This is a genomic window from Pseudomarimonas salicorniae (assembly GCF_023156535.1).
Lineage (GTDB): Bacteria > Pseudomonadota > Gammaproteobacteria > Xanthomonadales > Xanthomonadaceae > Pseudomarimonas > Pseudomarimonas salicorniae.
The window spans coordinates 247,591-265,327 of record NZ_JALNMH010000001.1 but is presented as its reverse complement, the minus strand read 5'-3'; the positions used below and the strand labels follow the sequence as shown (position 1 = coordinate 265,327).

Below are 17,737 nucleotides of genomic sequence, written 5' to 3'. Positions count from 1 at the left end.
GAGCGGATCGAGGCAGGTCGGTTCTGCCGGGTGGTTGACCTATCCCGGCTGGAACACCTCCACCGCTGCCCTGGCGGTGAGCGCGAACAGGACCAGCGAGGAGAGCACGAAGACGACAAAGCGCGCGGGGATGTGATTCCACAGGCATTGGATCAGACTGTGCACGACGCGGATCGCCACGTAGGTCCAGGCAAGGGCCAGGCTGGCGGTCGAGGCGTCGCCGAGCAGGGCAAGGCTCAGCGCGACCGCGAAGAAGTAGGTGGGCTGCTCCATCAGGTGGTTGAAGTTGTCGGCCTTCCAGCGGACGGATGCCGGCAGCAGGGCCATCTGCTCTCCCCGCGGGGCGGCGCCGTCGAGCTGCATGCGCATGCGCAGGATGGCCGGGATCCGCGTCGCGTACATCCAGGCCCAGATCAGCGCGCACCACAGGCACAGGGCAACGACGGGGGCGAGAAGCGGGTGGCTGCTGGTCATGCGGGTCTCCCGGGAAGATTGAGCGGCGGGGGGATTGAGATCTCCCGGCCCGCGCGCCCGCCAGGCACTCCAGCCGGGGTGGATCTGCAGCGCGAGACTAGCCTTGCCTGTCGATCACGCACAGAGCCGGATCCGACAGCCCTGGCCGAAATGCCCGGGAAGGCGGCGGCGATTGGCCGGATCGCAATCCCTACTGCGGCAGCGGCGTGAAGGCCTGTACTGTCGGTTCGTCGAACGAGGTCTGCACCGATACCGCGCCAGCCGCGACCGCGTCGGACAACGGTTGGCCCAGCACCCGATCGATTCCCTCCAGCGAGTCGACCGAGCGGTTGCTGACGATCACCCAGCCGTTCCGGCCCAGCGACTTGCCGTGGTAGAGCGCGGCGTCGGCAAGGCTGACCAGTCGCGTCCAGACCTGCAGATTGTCGGTGTCGATGAAGGGAAACTGCACGGCACCGACGGTGCAGGTGACCTGCAGCGGCGGGTGGCCGGACACGGCGAATGGCTCGCCATTGACCGCCCGGACGATCCGCTGGGCCAGCTGGCGGATACGCGCCTCACCGTCAACGCGGGCGACGAAGACGAACTCCTCGCCGCCCCAGCGCACCAGCAGGTCACTCTCCCGGGTGGCCAGGCCGACGCGCCGCGCCAGTTCGACCAGCACTTCATCGCCGGCCCGGTGGCCGTAGGTATCGTTGATCCGCTTGAAGTGGTCGATGTCGAAGACGAAGATCCCCAGCGCCGTACCGGGGTCGGTGCGCCGCGCCCGCGCGACGTGGGCCAGCTCCCGGTCGATCTGCTGTTCCAGCAATCGACGGTTGCCGAGCTGGGTCAGCGCATCGCGCACGCTCATCCGCTCGAACTGCTCGGCGAGGCGCTTCTTCTGCCGCAGCTGTGAGGCGATCAGCAGGGCCAGGGTCAGCAGCAGGATGGTCAGCGCGATGAAGAAATTCTGTCGCTGCGTGTTGGCCTCCTCGCGCTCGCGCTGCAGGTCTTCCTGCTGCCGCAGCACGACGCTCTTCAGGTCCGACTCGCGCTGCAGCCGGACCAGCTCGGTGTTCGAGGCGGCGCTGGAGCCGCGTCCACGCAGCTGGGGTTCGAGTCGCTCGAAGAACAGCGACTTCAGCGCCTTGAGGCCGGCCAGCTGGATGGCCGGATCGTCGATCTCGGTCAGCCGTCGATAGACATCGAGCTGGACCTCGATGGTTGTCTCGGGGTCCAGCGACAGGCAGTTCGACAGCGGCTGCGCGGCGTCCCAATGGCGCCGGGTGAGCTGCTGGTAGCAGCCGAGGTATCCCTTGACCACCGGACGCTCCGAGAAGTAGCTGGAGCCTTCGGCCTCGACCCGCTCCAGGAAGCGCCTAGCCCGCTTGTACTGGCCCAGCTCGGCGGCCGACAGGGCGGAGAAGGTCAGCGAGCTGGCCAGGTAGGGACTTTCCGCCTGGTTGACCTGCTCGAAGCTGCTCAAGGCCTTGGCATAGTCGAACAGGTGGAGCGCGTAGGCGATGCCGGTATTGAAATGGGTGAGGAGGATGTTGTCGCGCAGCAGTGCCGCATCGAGGTCCGGCCCGGGATTGCGGAGCGCCTGCTCGTTCTGTTCGCGCGAGCGCGCCAGCAGCTCGATCCCACGACGCACATAGGTCTCGTCACCGTTGACGATGTAGTTGGTCGCGGTATCCATCATCAGGGTGCTGAGCAGTTCGAGATCGTCGGCCGGAGCAATCGAAAGCGCCGTCTCGTAGCTCTCGAATGCCGCGGCGATGTCGCCCTGCTTGGATTGCTCCCAGGCCATGTCGGAGAGGATCTGCGCCGCCGCCGCGTCGCGCCCCGACTGACGGGCGTCGTGGACGAGTGCGGCAAGCTGCTGCTGGGCCGTGGCGAAGTCCGCCGCGGTGACCAGGATGCATTGCTGGCGATAGAACAGATCCTCTCGGAGCGGTGGACTCTCCACGCAGATCTCGCTCGCTGTCTCCTCCTGGCCGGCGTAGTACAGCTCGCTGAACAGCACCCGCTTCAGCCGGTAGACCTCGGCGGGCGAGCTGGCCTTGGCCAGCGCCGAACGCAGCCACAGGAGACGGCCCGGGTCGTCCAGGGCTTCGAACTCTTCGGGGAAGGGCGGCAGCCGGGACAGCTCTGCGTAGTCGAGCTGGGCCCGGGCGGGTAATGCCCAGGCCAGGCAGGCCAGCAGGACGCCAGCGACCGTCGCCCGGGCGGCGGTCGGAAACATTGCACGGCTCATCGGTAAGGGGTAGCCCTTCGAAAGCGACGAGGCAGGCGAGTCTAGCAGTCGGGCTGCGCGTGCCCCGCGGTGGGGCGGGCCGGGTGCCCCGAACCGTGACGCGGCTCGGACTTTTCGCGCCCCGCGGGCTCGGCCCCCGCGACGACCCCGACGCGGGCCGCCTAGCTGATGGTGAAGCCGACCTTGATGGTGACCTGCCAGTGCGCGACCTGGCCGTTCTCGATATGGCCGCGGGTGTCGGTGACCTCGAACCAGCGCATGTCGCGGACGGTCCTGGAAGCCTTGGCCAGGGCATTGCGGACCGCGGCCTCGATGCTCTCGGTCGAGGAGCCGGTCAGTTCGATGTGCTTGTAGACATGGTCGCTCATGGCGCTTTCCTCATGCGGGTCGGGCGGGCCGGCGAAGCGGGCGGCCGCTCGCCGGGGGGACAGGGTCGGACTCAGGCGGTGCCGCGGATGGGATAGTCCTTGGACTGGATGAAACTGAGGCCGTCGAGCAGGCTCTTGAGGTCGGGCCGCGCAAACGGTGCGTTCGAGAGGTCGACGATGTGCAGCTGGCCCTTCGGGTTGACCACGAAGACACCGGGCTCGGCGAAATCCCGGTCGGTCTCCTCCGGGCTGCGCGGAGAGGACACGTAGAGACCCAGGGCGCTCATGCCGGCCCGGTCGAGTCCGTAGCCCACGGTGAAGGTCCAGCCCTCCTCCCTGGCGTCGCGGGTGGCGCGATCCTGCGGATCGGCGGACAGGGCGGCCACCGAGATGCCGGCCGACTCGTAGTCGCCCTTCAGCGACTCCAGCTGCTTCAGGTAGCGCTTGCACAGCGGGCAGTGCGCGCCCCGATAGACAATCAGCATGCGCCAGCCCGACTGGCGCGAGAGATCAAGCACGCCTCCGTCAACCGTTGGCCAGGTCAGGTCGGGGAAGGGCGCGCCGCTGGTGGGCTTGAGACTGGATGACATGGCGAGTTCCTTTCGAAATCGAGGTCACCGGCCCGAAGGTAGGGACGCCCGGCTTAAGGGCGCGTAAAGGACCTCGATGACCAGCGCCTTGCGCGGTGAGGTCGCGAGCCTGCGGTGAACGCGGACAGGCGCCCTGCATGCCCGGCTGGGGCCCCTCCGGCTTCCCATCAGCGGCTCGTTTGGCCGGCGCTCTGGGGTGCGGGAGTGCTGCGCGCAGGGCAGGGCGGCGCGGTCAGGCGGCCGCTCGATCGGCGACGCGAAATCGCGCATCATGCGCGGCCTCCCGTGCCCTCTGTCAGGAACGCATCCGTGAGCGAGTCCGCCCCATCCCTGCGTGCCGAAGTGGTCGCCGCCCTCGAGCGGCAGGATTTCGGCTCTGCCGAGCAGCACTCGCGGGAGATCCCCGCCGACCGGCTGGAGGAGTCCGATCGACTTCGCTGGAGCCTTGCCCTGAAATCGCTCCAGCGGCTCGAGGAAGCGCTGGACGTGCTGCCGACCGACTCCGGACGCAGCGCGGAGTACTTCATCCAGCGCGGCAAGCTGCATCGTGACCTCGGGCGGCCGCAGGAAGCATTGGCCGAATACGCCCGTGCCCTCGAGGTCGACCCCACCTGCCACATGGCGCATTGCCAGCAGGGCATCGTGCAGGAGGTGATGGGGCACTATGCCGCGGCAGGGGAGTGTTACGCCCGCGCCCTCGACCTCGATCCGCAGAACGGCATGTACTGGATGGGGCGCGGAAAATGCCTGCGCATGGACGGCGACGAGGCCGGCGCCGATGCGGCCTTCGACGAAGCCGAGCGCTGGCTCGAACGGGATACGGCGTACAACCGGGCCTGCCTTGCCAGCCTGCGCGGACGCGCCGACCAGGCCCTCGCCCTGCTCGCGGCATTCTGCGCCGAGCATCCGTTTGCGGCGGAATGGGCGCGGCAGGATCCGGATCTCGCCGGCTTGCGCGACCACCCGGGATTCGAGGCCGCCCTGCGACCGGCCTGAAGCCGGGTGCCGGCGGAAGGGGTGGCCGCCCGTTCCGCTACAGCCACTTCCTCCGCCTGAACACGTACAGCAGGGTGACGGCGATCGCCGCCATGAGCCCGAGCAGGACGAAGTAGCCGAACCGGGAGTTGAGCTCCGGCATATTCTCGAAGTTCATGCCGTAGACGCCGGCGAGGAAGCTGAGCGGCACGAAGACCACGGTGACGATGGTCAGCACCTTCATGATGTTGTTCAGGCGATGCGAGGCGAGCGAGATGTAGCCCTCGCTGAGGTCGGTGGCGACCTCGTAGTAGAGCGTGGCGAGACTGCTCGCGCGCTCCTGGTTCTCGAACACGTCGCGGATTTCGTGGACGTGGTCGGCGCGGACCTGGGCCGGCGGGTGCTGGCGCAGCTCGTCGAAGACCTGGACGTGGTAGAGCAGGACCCGGCGGAACTTGCGCAGATCGGTCTTGTACCCGGTCAGTTCGGAGAGCAGTTCGTCATTGGGGTTCTCGGTGATCTCCTGCTCCAGCACCTCCAGGCGCGGCTCGAGGGTCATCAGCCTCTGCACATACCGGTCCACCGAGATGCGCGACAGGCGCAGGGCCATCGCGTCGGGGCCGGCGGCGCAGGTCGCGGGGTCTTCCTTCACCTCGGCGAGCAGGCGCTCGATGCTCGAGGACGGCCCGGAGTGACGGGTGACCAGGAAGCGCTGGCCGATGAACAGGGCGATCTGGATGGTGCCGAACTCGAAGCTGCCGGTGTCCGGACCAAGGCCCTTGAGCAGGATGAAGACGTAGTCCGGGAAGGTCTCGATCTTTGGCTGGTGACGGTCACGCTGGGCATCCTGGATGGCCAGCTTGTGCAGACCGAAGCGCTGCAGCAGCAGTTGCCGTTCCTGCTCCGGGTCATGCTCGAAGAAATCCGCCCAGAGCAGGCTGTCGGGCTCGGCCTGCCACTGCGCAATCAGCTCCTCGCCGCCGAAGACCAGGGACTGGTCGTGACGGCGGAACAGCACGGTGCGGATCATCAAGGCCTCCTTCGCTGCGCCGACCGAGACGCTAACACAGCCGTCCCGCCGCCGGTCCGGCCCCGGCGCAGAGGCGGGAGACGCGAAGCAGGCCTTCCGCAGAACACGAATGTAGGAGCCAGCTTGCTGGCGATCGTCCCCTCCGGGGCGCCTATCGCCAGCAAGCTGGCTCCTACGTGCAACGGCGCTGCAAGGTGCGGTTTGCGCCGCAACGCAGGCCTTGCCGCAGTCAAATTGTGGGAGCGCCCTTGGGCGCGACCGCAGCGCTACGGATTCACCTCAGACCGCGGCCAGAGCGGAACTCCGCGGTCGCGCCCAAGGGCACTCCCAAAGAACATCGGCCCAATTGATTCAACGGGGCGAATGCGAACTTCACGCCCAACCCGCCCATTGGTGCAAAGGATGCGCCCGTGATCTGCCGGGAAGCGCCGGGGCGGCCAGTCGACGCTGGGCGGCGAATGGCGCGCAAGACAGGCCGCGCCCTGAAGCTGGGCAGGGCGTGCTCGACCGGGTGTTCGCCGCCGACCCCCAGAGGCTCCCTAGGCCTCGACCAGCAGTCGATCGATTCCGATGGCGGCAAACATCGCAAGGAAGAACAGGAGGCAGAGGGTGAGGCAGTGCAGCAGGAGGAAAGGTGGGACACGCCAGGCCGAAAGCGCCTCCGGACGGGCGTAGCGATAGGCGACCAAGGCCGTCCACGCAAACGGTGCCAACACCAGAAGCGACTCGGCCGCCTTGTGCGTGGGAAGCGGCAACAGCATGGCCAGGCTGAACAGCAACAGCGGCGGAACCAGCGCGTACAGGGCGATCACCGTGCGTTCGGCCAGATTGAGCTGCAGCGGCCGGTAGGCCCAGTGCAGGGCCGTAGCGGTGGCCGGCACCCAAATCCCCATCAGCACCCACTGCAGGTGTCCAAGCAGCCAGGTGGAGGCAGGGCCGGAGGTTGAAGCCGCTTTTGAACCGGTGTCCGAGCGGGCATCCTGGAAACCCGCTTCGAAGGCCTCACCCGCCCCGCTGAGCGCCGAGGCGATCACCGCCAGGGCGAGCGCGAGCAGGGCCAGGCGCAGCGGTTTTGTCAGGCTCGGGTCGCGCCATTCGACGTAGCGCCGAACGCTGCTTCCCGGGTGGCGCAGCAGCGCCCAGAGGGTATGCGGAAGTCCCCGGTCGAGGCTCAGCAGTTCCTCGCCGATCTGACCGAGGATGATCCGGTGATCGAGTCTTGGTGGACGGCTGGACAGCGTCGGCCTCCCGCGATTCAGGAGCGCCGATGTTCCGACAAGCCGAAGGTCGAAGCCAACCGCCCGGCGGCGGGGTTGCGGCCGCCGGGCGGGATCACCGAAGCGAGGACGAGGCTCCTGCCCTTACGCGGCCTCGCGCTCGCCGACCTGGGCCAGCTTGATCTTGCTGTTGAGGACGCGGACCTCGCGCTGCGGGAACGGGATGCCGATGCCGGCATCGTCGAGGCGCTGCTTGATCCGCTTGAGCAGGGCGAAACGCGCCGGCCAGTAGTCGGCCTGCTTGGCCCAGGCGCGGACGGTGAAGTTCACCGAGCTGTCGCCGAGCGCGCTGACGAAGGCCTGCGGACCGGGATCTGCAAGGATGCGATCATCCTCCCGGGCGGCCTTCAGCAGCACCTCCTCGGCCTGGTCCAGATCGGCGTCGTAACTGACTCCGACTTCGAAGACCATGCGGCGCTGGGGCTCGCGGGTGTAGTTGATGATGGCGTCGCTTGCCACCTCGCTGTTGGGCACGCTGACGTACTGACCATCAGCCGTGCGCAGGCGAGTCAGGAACAGGCCGATCTCGCGGACCTCGCCGGACTCGTCGCCGATCTCGACGAACTCGCCGACGTTGAACGGGCGCAGGAACAGCAGCAGCAACCCCGAGGCGACGTTCGACAGGGTGTCCTTGAAAGCAAGGCCGATGGCAAGGCCGGCGGCACCGATCAGGGCGATGATGCTCGAGGTCTGCACGCCGAACTGGCCGAGCACGGCGACCAGCACCAGCACCAGCACGGCGATCTTCGCCACGCGTCCGGCCAGCGGCTTGATCGTGGCATCGACGTGCGGCATGCGATCAAGCTGGCGCTCCGTAGTGCGCTGGGCCCAGCGACCGCCGATGAAGCCGACGCCGAGCAGGATGAGGGCAACGAGGCCGTCCAGTGAATAGGTCAGAATGAGGTCGGATGACTCCCGCAGGAAGGCCATCAGCGGTGCGTCCTGGTCCATGGTCTGTTCTCCCCGGTGGGCGCGCCACGGCGAGCGGCGCGCGGGTGGATGAAGGATGAGGTTCACATGCGGCGGGTGAAGCGGGCGCAAGATGCGCGGTGCAGTGCCGGCAGGTTCGGGGACGCAATATCGATGCCAGTGCGATCGGCGCAGCGCAGGATGCACGGGGCATCGGGGCTTGACGGCCAGGCATCACGCCACGTCTACGAATCCAGCCGGGGCAGGTTCGTGCGATCTGCATGGGCCTCGCCGTTCGAGTTGCACGGTTGCCGCGGGCCCATCGAGCGGCGTGCCCGGATCGCGGCGGCCGGCGCCCGGCATGCCTCAACACGTCGTATCAGCGAACGGCGGTCGACCGGGTAGGCCGAAGCCCGTCGTTGGCCGGGTCCTCGAGCGCTCCGTCCGGACCGGCGCCCGGCTTCGCTGCACTGCGGCGGGCCCGTCCGCGCCGCTGCGCTACACTCCCGACGTTTGCCTGCGAACCGGAGCCTCCATGCATCGTCTGCTGTGCCTGCTCGCCTGCCTGTTTCCCATCCTTGCTTCGGCCGAAAGCGGCCGGGCCGGCGACGAGCATTCCTATGCCGAGCCGGACAAGGTGCGGATCAGCAATCTGGGCCTCGCCCTGGTGCTCGACTTCGACTCGCGCACCCTGCGTGGCCACGCCGACCTGCAGCTCGACTGGCGCGACGAGGACCATCGCCGGCTCTGGCTGGACACCCGCGACCTCGAGATCGAGCGCGTGCTCGGCAAGCGCCGCGGCAGCGGCTGGTACAAGCTCGACTGGAAGCTGGAGGCCGCCGACCCGATCCTCGGCGCCAAGCTGGCCATCGATATGCGCCGCCAGTACGAGACGGTGCGTATCCGCTACCGCACCTCGCCCGGCGCCTCCGGGCTGCAGTGGCTGGAGCCCGCAATGACCCGCGGCGGCAAGCTGCCCTTCATGTTCAGCCAGTCGCAGGCGATCCATGCGCGCTCCTGGGTGCCGCTTCAGGACACCCCGGCCGTGCGCTACACCTACACCGCGCGGGTCCGCAGCGATCCCGAGATCATGGTGCTGATGAGCGCGGACAACGCGCCCGGCGAGCCGCGCGATGGCGACTACGTGTTCCGCATGAGCCAGCCGATCCCGTCCTACCTGATGGCGATCGCCGCCGGCGACCTGGTGTTCGGGGCGATCTCGGAGCGCGCCGGGGTCTGGTCCGAGCCGGCCACCCTGGACGAGGCGCTGGCTGAGTTTTCCGACACCGAGAAGATGATCCAGGTGGCCGAATCGCTCTACGGGCCCTATCGCTGGGAGCGCTACGACCTGCTGATCCTGCCGCCGTCCTTCCCCTTCGGCGGCATGGAGAACCCGCGCCTGTCCTTCATCACCCCGACGGTGATCGTCGGCGACAAGAGCCTGGTCGCGCTGATCGCCCATGAGCTGGCGCACAGCTGGTCGGGCAACCTGGTGACCAATGCCAGCTGGAAGGACATCTGGCTCAACGAGGGCTTCACCAACTATGTCGAGGGGCGGATCACCGAGGCCGTGTTCGAGCCGGAAACCGCGAAGATGGAGATCGTCATCAACGAGACCTCCCTGCGCGACGAGCTGAAGGAAGTGCCCGCCTCGCGGCAGAGCCTGGTCCTGCCGCCGCTGACCGGGCTGGACCCCGACGAGGCACTGACCGACGTCGCCTACGTCAAGGGCCACTGGTTCCTGCGCTTCCTTGAGGGCCGCTTCGGCCGCGAAATCTTCGACCCCTTCCTGCGCAGCTGGTTCGACCGCAAAGCCTTCGAGAGCGTCTCCAGCGAGGATTTCATCGCCTACCTCAACGTCGAGCTGCTGCCGAAGAAGCCTGATGCGGTCAGCCAGGACGAGCTGCGCGAGTGGCTCTATGGCCCGGGCATCCCGAAGGGCGCGCCGAGTACCCGCTCGGAGCGGCTGGACGCCGCCGACAAGCAGCGCCAGCGCTGGCTCAAGGGCCGGACCCCGGCTGCCGAACTGGATACCGGAGGCTGGGTGACCCAGCAGTGGCTGCACTTCCTCGACGGCATGCCCAAGCAGCTGGATGGCGAGCAGATGGTCGAGCTGGACAGCGCCTTCAAGTTCACCGGCACGCCGAACGGTGAGATCGCCATGCGCTGGTATCCGCTGGCCGTGCGCAGCGGCTACTTCGAGGCGCAGCCGGCCATTGCCGCCTTCCTCGAGCGGATTGGCCGGCGCAAGCTGATCATGCCGATCTACACCGCCTTGGCCGAGACCGCCGAGGGCCGCAAGTTCGCTCGCGAGGTGTTCGCCCGCGCCCGCGCGGGCTATCACCCGATCACAATCGGTTCGGTCGAGGCCGTGCTGGCCGAGCCGACCCCGAGCGGAGACTGACCCGATGCGCCCACGTTTCCGCCGACGGCGCCGGCGCGGGCGCTTCCTGCTCTTCCTGCTGCTGCTCCCGCTGCTTGCGGTCGGCCTGCTCTGGTGGCAGCCGCAGCTGGCGCTGGAGGCCGAGTTCGCCCGCCAGCGCTGGCAGGCCGACGCGGTGGAACGGGATGTCGAGGTCGGCGGGGTGCGCTGGCGCTATCTCGAGACCGGCGCCGGCGAGCCGCTGCTGCTGGTCCACGGATTCACCGGCAGCAAGGAAAACTGGCTGCCGGTGATGGCCGAGCTGGGCGCCCACTTCCGGGTGATCGCACCGGACCTGCCGGGCTGGGGCGAGAGCCAGCGCGACGCCGGCGCCGACTACGGCTTCCGCGCCCAGGCCGAGCGCCTGGCCGACTTCATCGCCCGGGTCGCCCCGGAGCAGCCGGTGCGCCTGGTTGGTCATTCGATGGGCGGCGGTGTTGCCGCGGTCTATGCCGGTCAGGGGCCCGCGTCAATGCAGCGGCTGGTCCTGATGGATGCCGCCGGTGTGCCCTTCGACAACGATTTCTCGCGCAGGGTCGGCGCCGGCGAGCATCCCTTCGAGGTGATCGACGCCGTGACCCTGGCCCGGCAGATCGACCTGGTGTTCACCCGCAAGCCCTGGATCCCCTGGCCGGCGGACAGCGCCCTGATCGCCCAGCGCAGCGCCCAGGTCGACTTCGAGCGCAGCGTGCTGGCGCAGATCGCCGGCAACGAGGGCCAGGCCTACGCCCCGGCGGTGGCTGCCCAGGGCATCAGCGTGCCGACCCTGCTGCTCTGGTGCCGCGAGGACCGGGTCATCGACCGCAGCGCCGCCGACGAGTACGCGAAGCGCATCCGCCATGCCCAGCTCGCCCTGCTCGACGGCTGCAACCACATGCCGATGATGGAGCTGCCCGCCGACACCGCGCGGACCCTGCTCGATTTCCTCAGGGCCCCGCTGGACGCGCTGCCGCGCAGCTGAGGCTGCGCTCGCCGAGCTGCACCCGGGCGCGGTCCGGCTGCAGCCACAGCTCGGCGTCCGGGCCGATGTAGCGCTCGCCAACCGCCGAATACGCGCGACGCAGGCGATGGGGTTCGCCGTCGACGCTCAGCACCAGGTCCGGGCCACTGAACTGCAGGGTCAGGGTGGTGCCGCCGCAGTCCGCCTGCAGGACGCGATCATCCGTGTCGGAAAGCGGAATCAGCTCGATGCGGGTGGGTTCGGCCTCGACATCCAGGTTCACCGGGTGTTCGCCGTCGCTGACGAAGCGCAGCTGGCCGGCGGCGTCGAACAGGGCCACATCGAGGCGGAACAGGGTGGGATCGGCCACCGCCTTGCGCTCGAACGGCAGCTCGAATGACCACGGCGGGGGCGTGTCGAAGGCAATGCTCGCGCTGGCCAGGGTGGTCGGTGATGGATTGAAGCGCGGCACCAGCAGCAGCTGCAGCCGACCCGCGGGGGGCGCGGTGAGCTCGCGCGGCAGCAGGATCTGACCGCTCAGCCGGCCCGACGGTGCTTTGACGCTCGCCGATGCCGCTGGGGGAGCGGAGTGTTCAGGCGTGCCGGCGCAGGCGACCAGCCCCAGCAGGGGCAGCCAGGCGATGAACAGACGGGGGAGGTGTCGCATTGAGAAGCTCGTGATGCCTTGCTGCGACAGCTTGCCAGAAGGGCAGGGGCGCGTGCACGCGGGCAGGAGCTGGAACGCGTGGAGGGGGCGCAAAGCGGACATTCATAGGGTGCGGCTGGCCACACCGGGCGTGCCGTCCGAACGCCCGTATCGGTGCGCCAAGGCACACCCTATGGGGCTTCATTGGCGCGCAACGAAACCCGACTGTGGGAGCGCCCTTGGGCGCGACCGGGGAAATCCGCTCTGGCCGCGGTCTGCGGTGAATCCGTAGCGCTGCGGTCGCGCCCAAAGGCGCTCCCAGAATTTGACTGCGGCAAGGTCTGCTTTGGGCGCGAAGTTCGCATTCGCCCCGGTCCCGCTGTAGGAGCCAGCTTGCTGGCGATAGGCGCCCCGGATGGGACGATCGCCAGCAAGCTGGCTCCTACATTCGGGTGTTGTGGAAGGTCTTCTTTGCGCCCTGATCGCTCATTGGCGTTGATGCAGCGGCGGGCCGTCAGGGCGGCCCGCCGCGGTGACGCTTACTCGGTGGCTTCGGCCGGCGGGCGCAGGGCGTCGCGGGCGGCGCGGAACTCGTTGCCTTCGTACCAGTTCGGCCAGGCCTCGCTGCCGGCCAGCTCGCGGCCGACGGCGTACAAGGCCTCGAGGTCCTGGATCACCCCGGAGAGGTCCCAGCTCGGGTCGAACTCGTCGGCCGGCTTGTGATAGCGGTCGGCGGTGTAGGCCGCCTGCCAGGCCAGGCCCTGGGCCTCGCCGCCTTCGACGTGGTCGATGCCGCCCTTGGCATACAGCGCCGGGACGCCGGCCTTGGCGAAGCTGAAGTGATCGGAGCGGTAGTAGAAGCCCTTCTCGACGCCGGATTCGACCTTCAGCACGCGGCCCTGGCCTTCGGCGACCTTGCGCAAGACGTCCTCCAGCTCGGAGTTCCCGAGCCCGATCACGGTCATGTCGCGGGTCTTGCCGACCAGGGGCATGGCGTCGAGGTTGATCGCGCCGACGATGTTGGCCAGCGGCAGGGTCGGCTGGGCGGCAAAGTACTTCGAGCCGAGCAGGCCGGACTCCTCGAGGGTCACTGCGAGGAAGATCACGCTGCGCTTGGGCGGCGGGTTCTGGGTGACGAAGGCCTCGGCGATCTCGATGATGCCGGCGATGCCGGTGGCGTTGTCGATGGCGCCGTTGAAGATGCCGTCGGGCTGCATCTCCTCGTTGTGCCCGAGGTGGTCCCAGTGGCCCATATAGACCACAGCCTCGTCGGGACGCTCGCTGCCCGGCAGCATGCCGACCACGTTCTTCGATTCGCCCTGGCGGACGGTGGACTTGATGGTGGTGCTGAAACGGGCCTTGAGCGGCACCGGCTTGAAGCCCGGCTGGTTGGCCGCCGTGCGCATGGCCTCGAGCGTGGTGCCGGCGGCGCTGAAAAGCTTCCCGGCCTGGGCCGAGCTGATCCAGCCCTGGGCCGGCAGGCGCGGCGCGGGGTCCAGCGAGGAGGGCAGGTCGAACTGCTCGCCGCTCCAGCTGTTCTGCACCACGTCCCAGCCGTAGCCGGCGCCCTCGGTGTCATGGATGATCAGGGCGGCAGCGGCGCCCTTGCGCGCGGCCTCCTCGAACTTGTAGGTCCAGCGGCCGTAATAGGTCATCCGCTTGCCCTGGAACAGTTCCTCACTGCCGACGTGGAAGCCGGGATCATTGACCAGCATCACCACGGTCTTGCCGGTGACGTCGACGGAATAGTCGTTCCAGTCGGCCTCGGGCGCGTCGACGCCATAGCCGATGAAGACCATCTCGCTGTCCTCGACCTTGATCTCGGGCTCGCCCTTGAGCGTGCCGATGACCATGTCCGGGCCGATCGAAAGGGTCTCCTCGCTGTCGCCCTGCTTGATCGTGATCGTGGTCTTCGGGTCGGCGGTGATGGCGACCATCGGCACATTCTGGAACCAGCTGTCGCCGTTGCCGGGCTTCAGGCCGAGGCGCTCGAACTGCTGTTTGATGTACTCGGTGGTCAGCTCTTCGCCGCGGCCGCCGGGGGCGCGGCCGGCGTACTCGTCGCTGGCCAGCACCTTGACGTGCTCGGCGAAATCCTCGGCCGAGATCTCCGGACCGGAAGCCGGCGCGGCCTGTGCGGGGGCGGCGTCGGCCGGGGTGGCCGCGCTGTCGGCGGCCGGCGGGGTGGCCGGCTGGCAGCCCCCAAGGGCAAGGGCCAGCAGGCTGGGGAACATGACGTGGCGCATCAGGCGTCGGGTCCATGTTGGGATGGACCCGCGATGCTACCGCGACTGGGCCGCGGCTGCCTCGCTGCGCGGCGCGCCCGGTTGAGCACGCCGCGCGTCGGAGCGTGGCTCAGCGCTCGACGTTGGCGTCGAGGCGGATCGGCTCCTCGCCGCGCACCGGGCCGATCTTGGCGCTGGGATGGACCAGCAGCTCGACCTCGCGCTCGAACAGCAGGGTGCCCTTGACCACCGCGTTCGGGCCGATGGTGACCCGCGGCGGCTTCGGCTTGCTGCCCCAGCCCCAGCCCCAGCCGGACTTGTTCGGTTTCTTCACTGTGATGCCGCCGTGGACGACCGAGTCCTCGCCGACGTTGATCGAGCCATTGACAGTGATGATGTCCTGCTGCACTTCGGCCGCCTTCAGGCTGATGCCGCCATTGACGGTTTCGACATTGCCGCCAACCTGGCTGCCGCGGCCGAGGCGGATGCCGCCGTTGACCGTCTCGACATCGTGCTTGACCAGCACCTTCTCGCCGATGCCGACACCGCCATTGACCGTCTCCACGTTGTCGACCACGGCGCCGTCATCCAGGGTGACGCCGCCGTTGACCGTGCTGACGTCGCGGGCGATTACGCCGTCGTCGACGCTGATGCTGCCGTTGACGGTATCGAGGTCGCCGTACTCGGTGCCGGCCTCGGTGCGGATGGCGCCGTTGACCTTGTCGATGCTCTTCGGCGAGTCGGCCAGGGCCAGGGGCGAGATCAGCAGCAGGGCGATCAGGGGTAGTTTCATGGGGCTCACTCCGGTTCGGATGAAGGCGGGCCGCGGCCGCGCCGGGGGTTTCGAAGGCCTTGGATGCAGCCCCGCGGCCAAGGGTTTAAACCGCGGTCCCGGGCGTTGCGCGCGGCATTCCTTACAATGGCCGCTTTCTCTGCGGAGACCGCCGTGGGCGCCCCCAAACCCGTGATGCTGATGATCCTCGACGGCTGGGGACATCGCGATGACCCGACCGACAATGCCCTGGCCCAGGCCCGGCTGCCGAACTGGCGCCGCCTCGTGGCCGACTGCCCGAACACGCTGATCCACACCAGCGGCCTGCGGGTCGGTCTGCCCGAGGGCCAGATGGGCAATTCCGAAGTTGGCCACATGAACCTCGGCGCCGGACGGGTGGTGTATCAGGAGCTGACCCGCATCGACCGCGACATCGAGGAAGGGCGCTTCAGCGAAAATCCGGCCCTGGTCGGCGCCTGCGACGCGGCGCGCGACGGCGGTCGGGTGCTGCATGTGCTGGGCCTGCTCTCCCCGGGCGGCGTGCATAGCCACGAGGCGCACATCCATGCTCTGCTGCGTATGGCCGTGGAGCGCGGCGTCGAGCGGGTCGCGGTGCACGCCCTGCTGGATGGCCGCGACATGCCGCCGCGCTCGGCGCGGCCGAGCATCGAGGCGCTGCAGGCGCTCTGCGACCGGCACCCGCAGCTGCAGGTGGCCAGCGTCGGCGGCCGCTACTACGGGATGGACCGCGACAAGCGCTGGGACCGCGTGCAGCGGGCCTGGTCGGCGATCGTCCACGGCGGCTCCGATCTGCGCGCCGACAGCGCGCTGGCCGCGCTGGACGCGGCCTATGCGCGCGGCGAGAACGACGAGTTCGTCGCACCGACCGTGATCGGCGGCGGTGTGCCGATCGAGGACGGCGACGCCGTCGTGTTCATGAACTTCCGCGCCGACCGCGCCCGCCAGCTGACCGCCTGCCTGTCGCAGGACGGCTTCGACGGCTTCGACCGCGGTCACCGGCCGCGGCTGTCGAAGCTGGTGACGCTGACCGAGTACGCGGCGGACCTGCCGGTCGAGGTCGCCTACCCGCCGAGCACCCTCGACGACACCCTGCCCGAAGTGGTGGCCAGGGCCGGCCTGACCCAGCTGCGCATCGCCGAGACCGAGAAGTACGCCCACGTGACCTTCTTCTTCTCCGGCGGCGTCGAGCAGGTCTACCCGGGCGAGGAGCGCATCCTGGTGCCCTCGCCGAAGGTGGCCACCTACGACCTGCAGCCGGAGATGAGCTGCCCCGAGGTGACCGACAGGCTGGTCGAGGCGATACGCTCGAAGCGCTTTGACCTGATCGTCTGCAACATCGCCAACCCGGATATGGTCGGCCACACCGGCGTGCTGGAGGCGGCCATCGCCGCCGCCGAGGCGGTCGACATGGCGCTCGGCCGGGTGCGTGAGGCGATCGAGGCGGTCGGCGGCGCCCTGCTGATCACCGCCGACCACGGCAACCTCGAGATGATGCGCGACCCCGAGACCGGCCAGCCGCATACCCAGCACACCACCGGGCCGGTGCCGCTGGTCTACGTCGGCCCGCGCGAGGCGAGCCTGCGCGGGGGCGGCGCGCTCTGCGACATCGCCCCGACCCTGCTCGACCTGCTCGGCCTGCCGGTGCCGGCGGCGATGAGCGGGCGCTCGCTGCTGGCGGCCTGAACACCGCGATGCAGCGGTCGCGCGCGCCGCGTCATCTGGCCTGGCTGCTGCTGGCGCTGCCGATGCTGGCGCCGGCCGCGGGCGAGCGCGAGGCCGAGGTCAGCGAGAAGCTGGCCCGGGTCCGCGCCGAGCTGAAGCAGCTGGCCGAATCGCAGCGCCAGCTGGAGGGCCAGCGCGCCGCCGAGGTCGAGGCGCTGCGGGCGGCCGACCGCGAGATCGGCGAGCGCCGGCGCACGCTGGACGCGGCTCAGGCCGATCTGGCGCGGCAGCAGGCCGCACTGGACGCCCTCCAGACCGAGCGCGATGAGGCGGCCTCGCGGCTGGAGCGCGAGCGTCAGGCCCTGGCTGCCCTGGTCCGCGCCCTGCACGCCGCCGGCCGCGAGGAGCCGCTCAAGCAGCTGCTGGCCCAGGACAGCGTGGACGCGGTGTCGCGGGCGATGGTCTACCAGCGTTACCTGCAGCAGGATCGCCGGGCCCGCGCCGAGGCCCTGATCGGCACCCTGAAGGTGCTCGCCGACGCCGAGGCCGCGCTGGAGCAGCAGCGCGCCATCGCCGCCCGCACCGAGGCCGACCAGCAGGCCGCGCTCGAGGCCCTGCAGACGCAGCGCGCCGAGCGCGAGCGGCTGATTGCCGGGATCGATCGGCGCTTTCGCGATGCCCGCGAGCGGCAGCGCGTGCTCGGCCGCGACGAGAGCCAGCTGGCCAGCCTGCTCGATTCGCTGAAGGACGTCTTTGCCGACATTCCCGACGACCTCGGCAAGACCCTGGCCATTTCCGGGCTGAAGGGTCGGCTGCCGCGCCCGTTGTCCGGCCCGTTGCGCAGCGCCTATGCCGGCACCCTGCCCGACGGACGGGCCAGCAAGGGCTGGTGGATCGAGGCCGAGGCCGGCACGCGGGTCACCGCCATCGCCCATGGCCGGGTCGCCTTCGCCGACTGGATGCGCGGCTATGGCCTGCTGCTGATCCTCGACCACGGCGAGGGCTTCATGAGCCTGTATGCCGGCGGTGATGCCCTGCTCGCCGAGCCCGGCGACTGGATCGAGGCCGGGCAGCCGGTGGCCAGCGCCGGCAGCTCCGGCGGCTTTGCCGCGAGCGGCCTGTACTTCGAGCTTCGCCGCGGCGGCCAGGCCCTCGATCCGGCGGCCTGGCTGAGGCGCTGAGCGCGG

15 protein-coding genes and 1 pseudogene are annotated in these 17,737 nt (G+C 69.2%); 5 read left to right on the top strand and 11 right to left on the bottom strand.

Annotation, left to right across the window (positions count from 1 at the left end; genetic code table 11):
- Positions 1 to 39: 39 nt before the first annotated feature.
- The 4 genes from M0G41_RS01145 to M0G41_RS01130 form a co-directional block, all read right to left on the bottom strand.
- A complete protein-coding gene (locus tag M0G41_RS01145) occupies positions 40 to 474 on the bottom strand; it encodes an MAPEG family protein (RefSeq protein ID WP_248204314.1) in 435 nt (144 codons plus the stop codon).
- 190 nt (positions 475 to 664) lie between these two features.
- Entirely contained in the window at positions 665 to 2,701 is a 2,037-nt protein-coding gene (locus M0G41_RS01140; RefSeq protein ID WP_248204313.1) for a tetratricopeptide repeat-containing diguanylate cyclase, read from the bottom strand.
- Between the two features lie 173 nt (positions 2,702 to 2,874).
- Positions 2,875 to 3,081: a dodecin gene (locus M0G41_RS01135; protein WP_248204310.1), complete on the bottom strand. Its 207-nt coding sequence runs from the start codon at positions 3,079 to 3,081 to the stop codon at positions 2,875 to 2,877.
- Between the two features lie 71 nt (positions 3,082 to 3,152).
- Entirely contained in the window at positions 3,153 to 3,671 is a 519-nt protein-coding gene (locus tag M0G41_RS01130; RefSeq protein ID WP_248204309.1) for a peroxiredoxin-like family protein, read from the bottom strand.
- A 309-nt stretch (positions 3,672 to 3,980) separates the two neighbouring features.
- Here M0G41_RS01130 and M0G41_RS01125 point away from each other — a divergent pair, with 309 nt between their 5' ends.
- Positions 3,981 to 4,667, top strand: coding sequence for a tetratricopeptide repeat protein (locus M0G41_RS01125; RefSeq protein WP_248204308.1), 687 nt, complete (start codon positions 3,981 to 3,983; stop codon positions 4,665 to 4,667).
- A gap of 37 nt (positions 4,668 to 4,704) precedes the next feature.
- On the opposite strand, the gene corA is transcribed toward M0G41_RS01125, so the two are convergent.
- The 4 genes and pseudogenes from corA to M0G41_RS01110 all read right to left on the bottom strand — a co-directional run bounded on the left by corA (position 4,705) and on the right by M0G41_RS01110 (position 7,904).
- Entirely contained in the window at positions 4,705 to 5,676 is a 972-nt protein-coding gene (corA, locus tag M0G41_RS01120) for a magnesium/cobalt transporter CorA (protein WP_248204307.1), read from the bottom strand.
- A gap of 539 nt (positions 5,677 to 6,215) precedes the next feature.
- Positions 6,216 to 6,557: a hypothetical protein gene (locus M0G41_RS01115; RefSeq protein ID WP_248204306.1), complete on the bottom strand. Its 342-nt coding sequence runs from the start codon at positions 6,555 to 6,557 to the stop codon at positions 6,216 to 6,218.
- A 168-nt stretch (positions 6,558 to 6,725) separates the two neighbouring features.
- A pseudogene (locus tag M0G41_RS18870) lies at positions 6,726 to 6,851 on the bottom strand (DUF3667 domain-containing protein); the annotation flags it as partial.
- Between the two features lie 186 nt (positions 6,852 to 7,037).
- The gene (locus M0G41_RS01110; RefSeq protein ID WP_248204305.1) at positions 7,038 to 7,904 is read right to left on the bottom strand and encodes a mechanosensitive ion channel family protein; all 867 of its coding nucleotides are present in this window, start codon (positions 7,902 to 7,904) and stop codon (positions 7,038 to 7,040) included.
- Between the two features lie 493 nt (positions 7,905 to 8,397).
- Between M0G41_RS01110 and M0G41_RS01105 the strand changes: the two genes are divergently transcribed.
- Positions 8,398 to 10,266: a M1 family metallopeptidase gene (locus tag M0G41_RS01105; protein WP_248204304.1), complete on the top strand. Its 1,869-nt coding sequence runs from the start codon at positions 8,398 to 8,400 to the stop codon at positions 10,264 to 10,266.
- Between the two features lie 4 nt (positions 10,267 to 10,270).
- Positions 10,271 to 11,245, top strand: a complete 975-nt coding sequence (locus M0G41_RS01100) for an alpha/beta fold hydrolase (RefSeq protein ID WP_248204303.1) — start codon at positions 10,271 to 10,273, stop codon at positions 11,243 to 11,245.
- Here M0G41_RS01100 and M0G41_RS01095 read toward each other — a convergent pair.
- The 3 genes from M0G41_RS01095 to M0G41_RS01085 form a co-directional block, all read right to left on the bottom strand.
- Positions 11,211 to 11,891, bottom strand: coding sequence for an MliC family protein (locus M0G41_RS01095; protein ID WP_248204302.1), 681 nt, complete (start codon positions 11,889 to 11,891; stop codon positions 11,211 to 11,213). The two genes, M0G41_RS01100 and M0G41_RS01095, sit on opposite strands and share 35 nt — an antisense overlap.
- Positions 11,892 to 12,409: 518 nt before the next feature.
- Positions 12,410 to 14,116: a M28 family metallopeptidase gene (locus M0G41_RS01090; RefSeq protein WP_248204301.1), complete on the bottom strand. Its 1,707-nt coding sequence runs from the start codon at positions 14,114 to 14,116 to the stop codon at positions 12,410 to 12,412.
- Positions 14,117 to 14,225: 109 nt separating this feature from the next.
- Positions 14,226 to 14,888 carry a DUF4097 family beta strand repeat-containing protein gene (locus tag M0G41_RS01085; RefSeq protein ID WP_282452567.1) on the bottom strand — a complete coding sequence of 221 codons (663 nt, stop codon included), beginning with the start codon at positions 14,886 to 14,888 and terminating at the stop codon, positions 14,226 to 14,228.
- A gap of 153 nt (positions 14,889 to 15,041) precedes the next feature.
- Here M0G41_RS01085 and gpmI point away from each other — a divergent pair, with 153 nt between their 5' ends.
- Together gpmI and M0G41_RS01075 are read left to right on the top strand one after the other, a co-directional pair.
- Positions 15,042 to 16,571 carry a 2,3-bisphosphoglycerate-independent phosphoglycerate mutase gene (gene gpmI / locus M0G41_RS01080; RefSeq protein ID WP_425511218.1) on the top strand — a complete coding sequence of 510 codons (1,530 nt, stop codon included), beginning with the start codon at positions 15,042 to 15,044 and terminating at the stop codon, positions 16,569 to 16,571.
- An 8-nt stretch (positions 16,572 to 16,579) separates the two neighbouring features.
- Positions 16,580 to 17,731, top strand: a complete 1,152-nt coding sequence (locus M0G41_RS01075; RefSeq protein ID WP_248204298.1) for a murein hydrolase activator EnvC family protein — start codon at positions 16,580 to 16,582, stop codon at positions 17,729 to 17,731.
- The last annotated feature ends 6 nt before the right edge of the window (positions 17,732 to 17,737 follow it).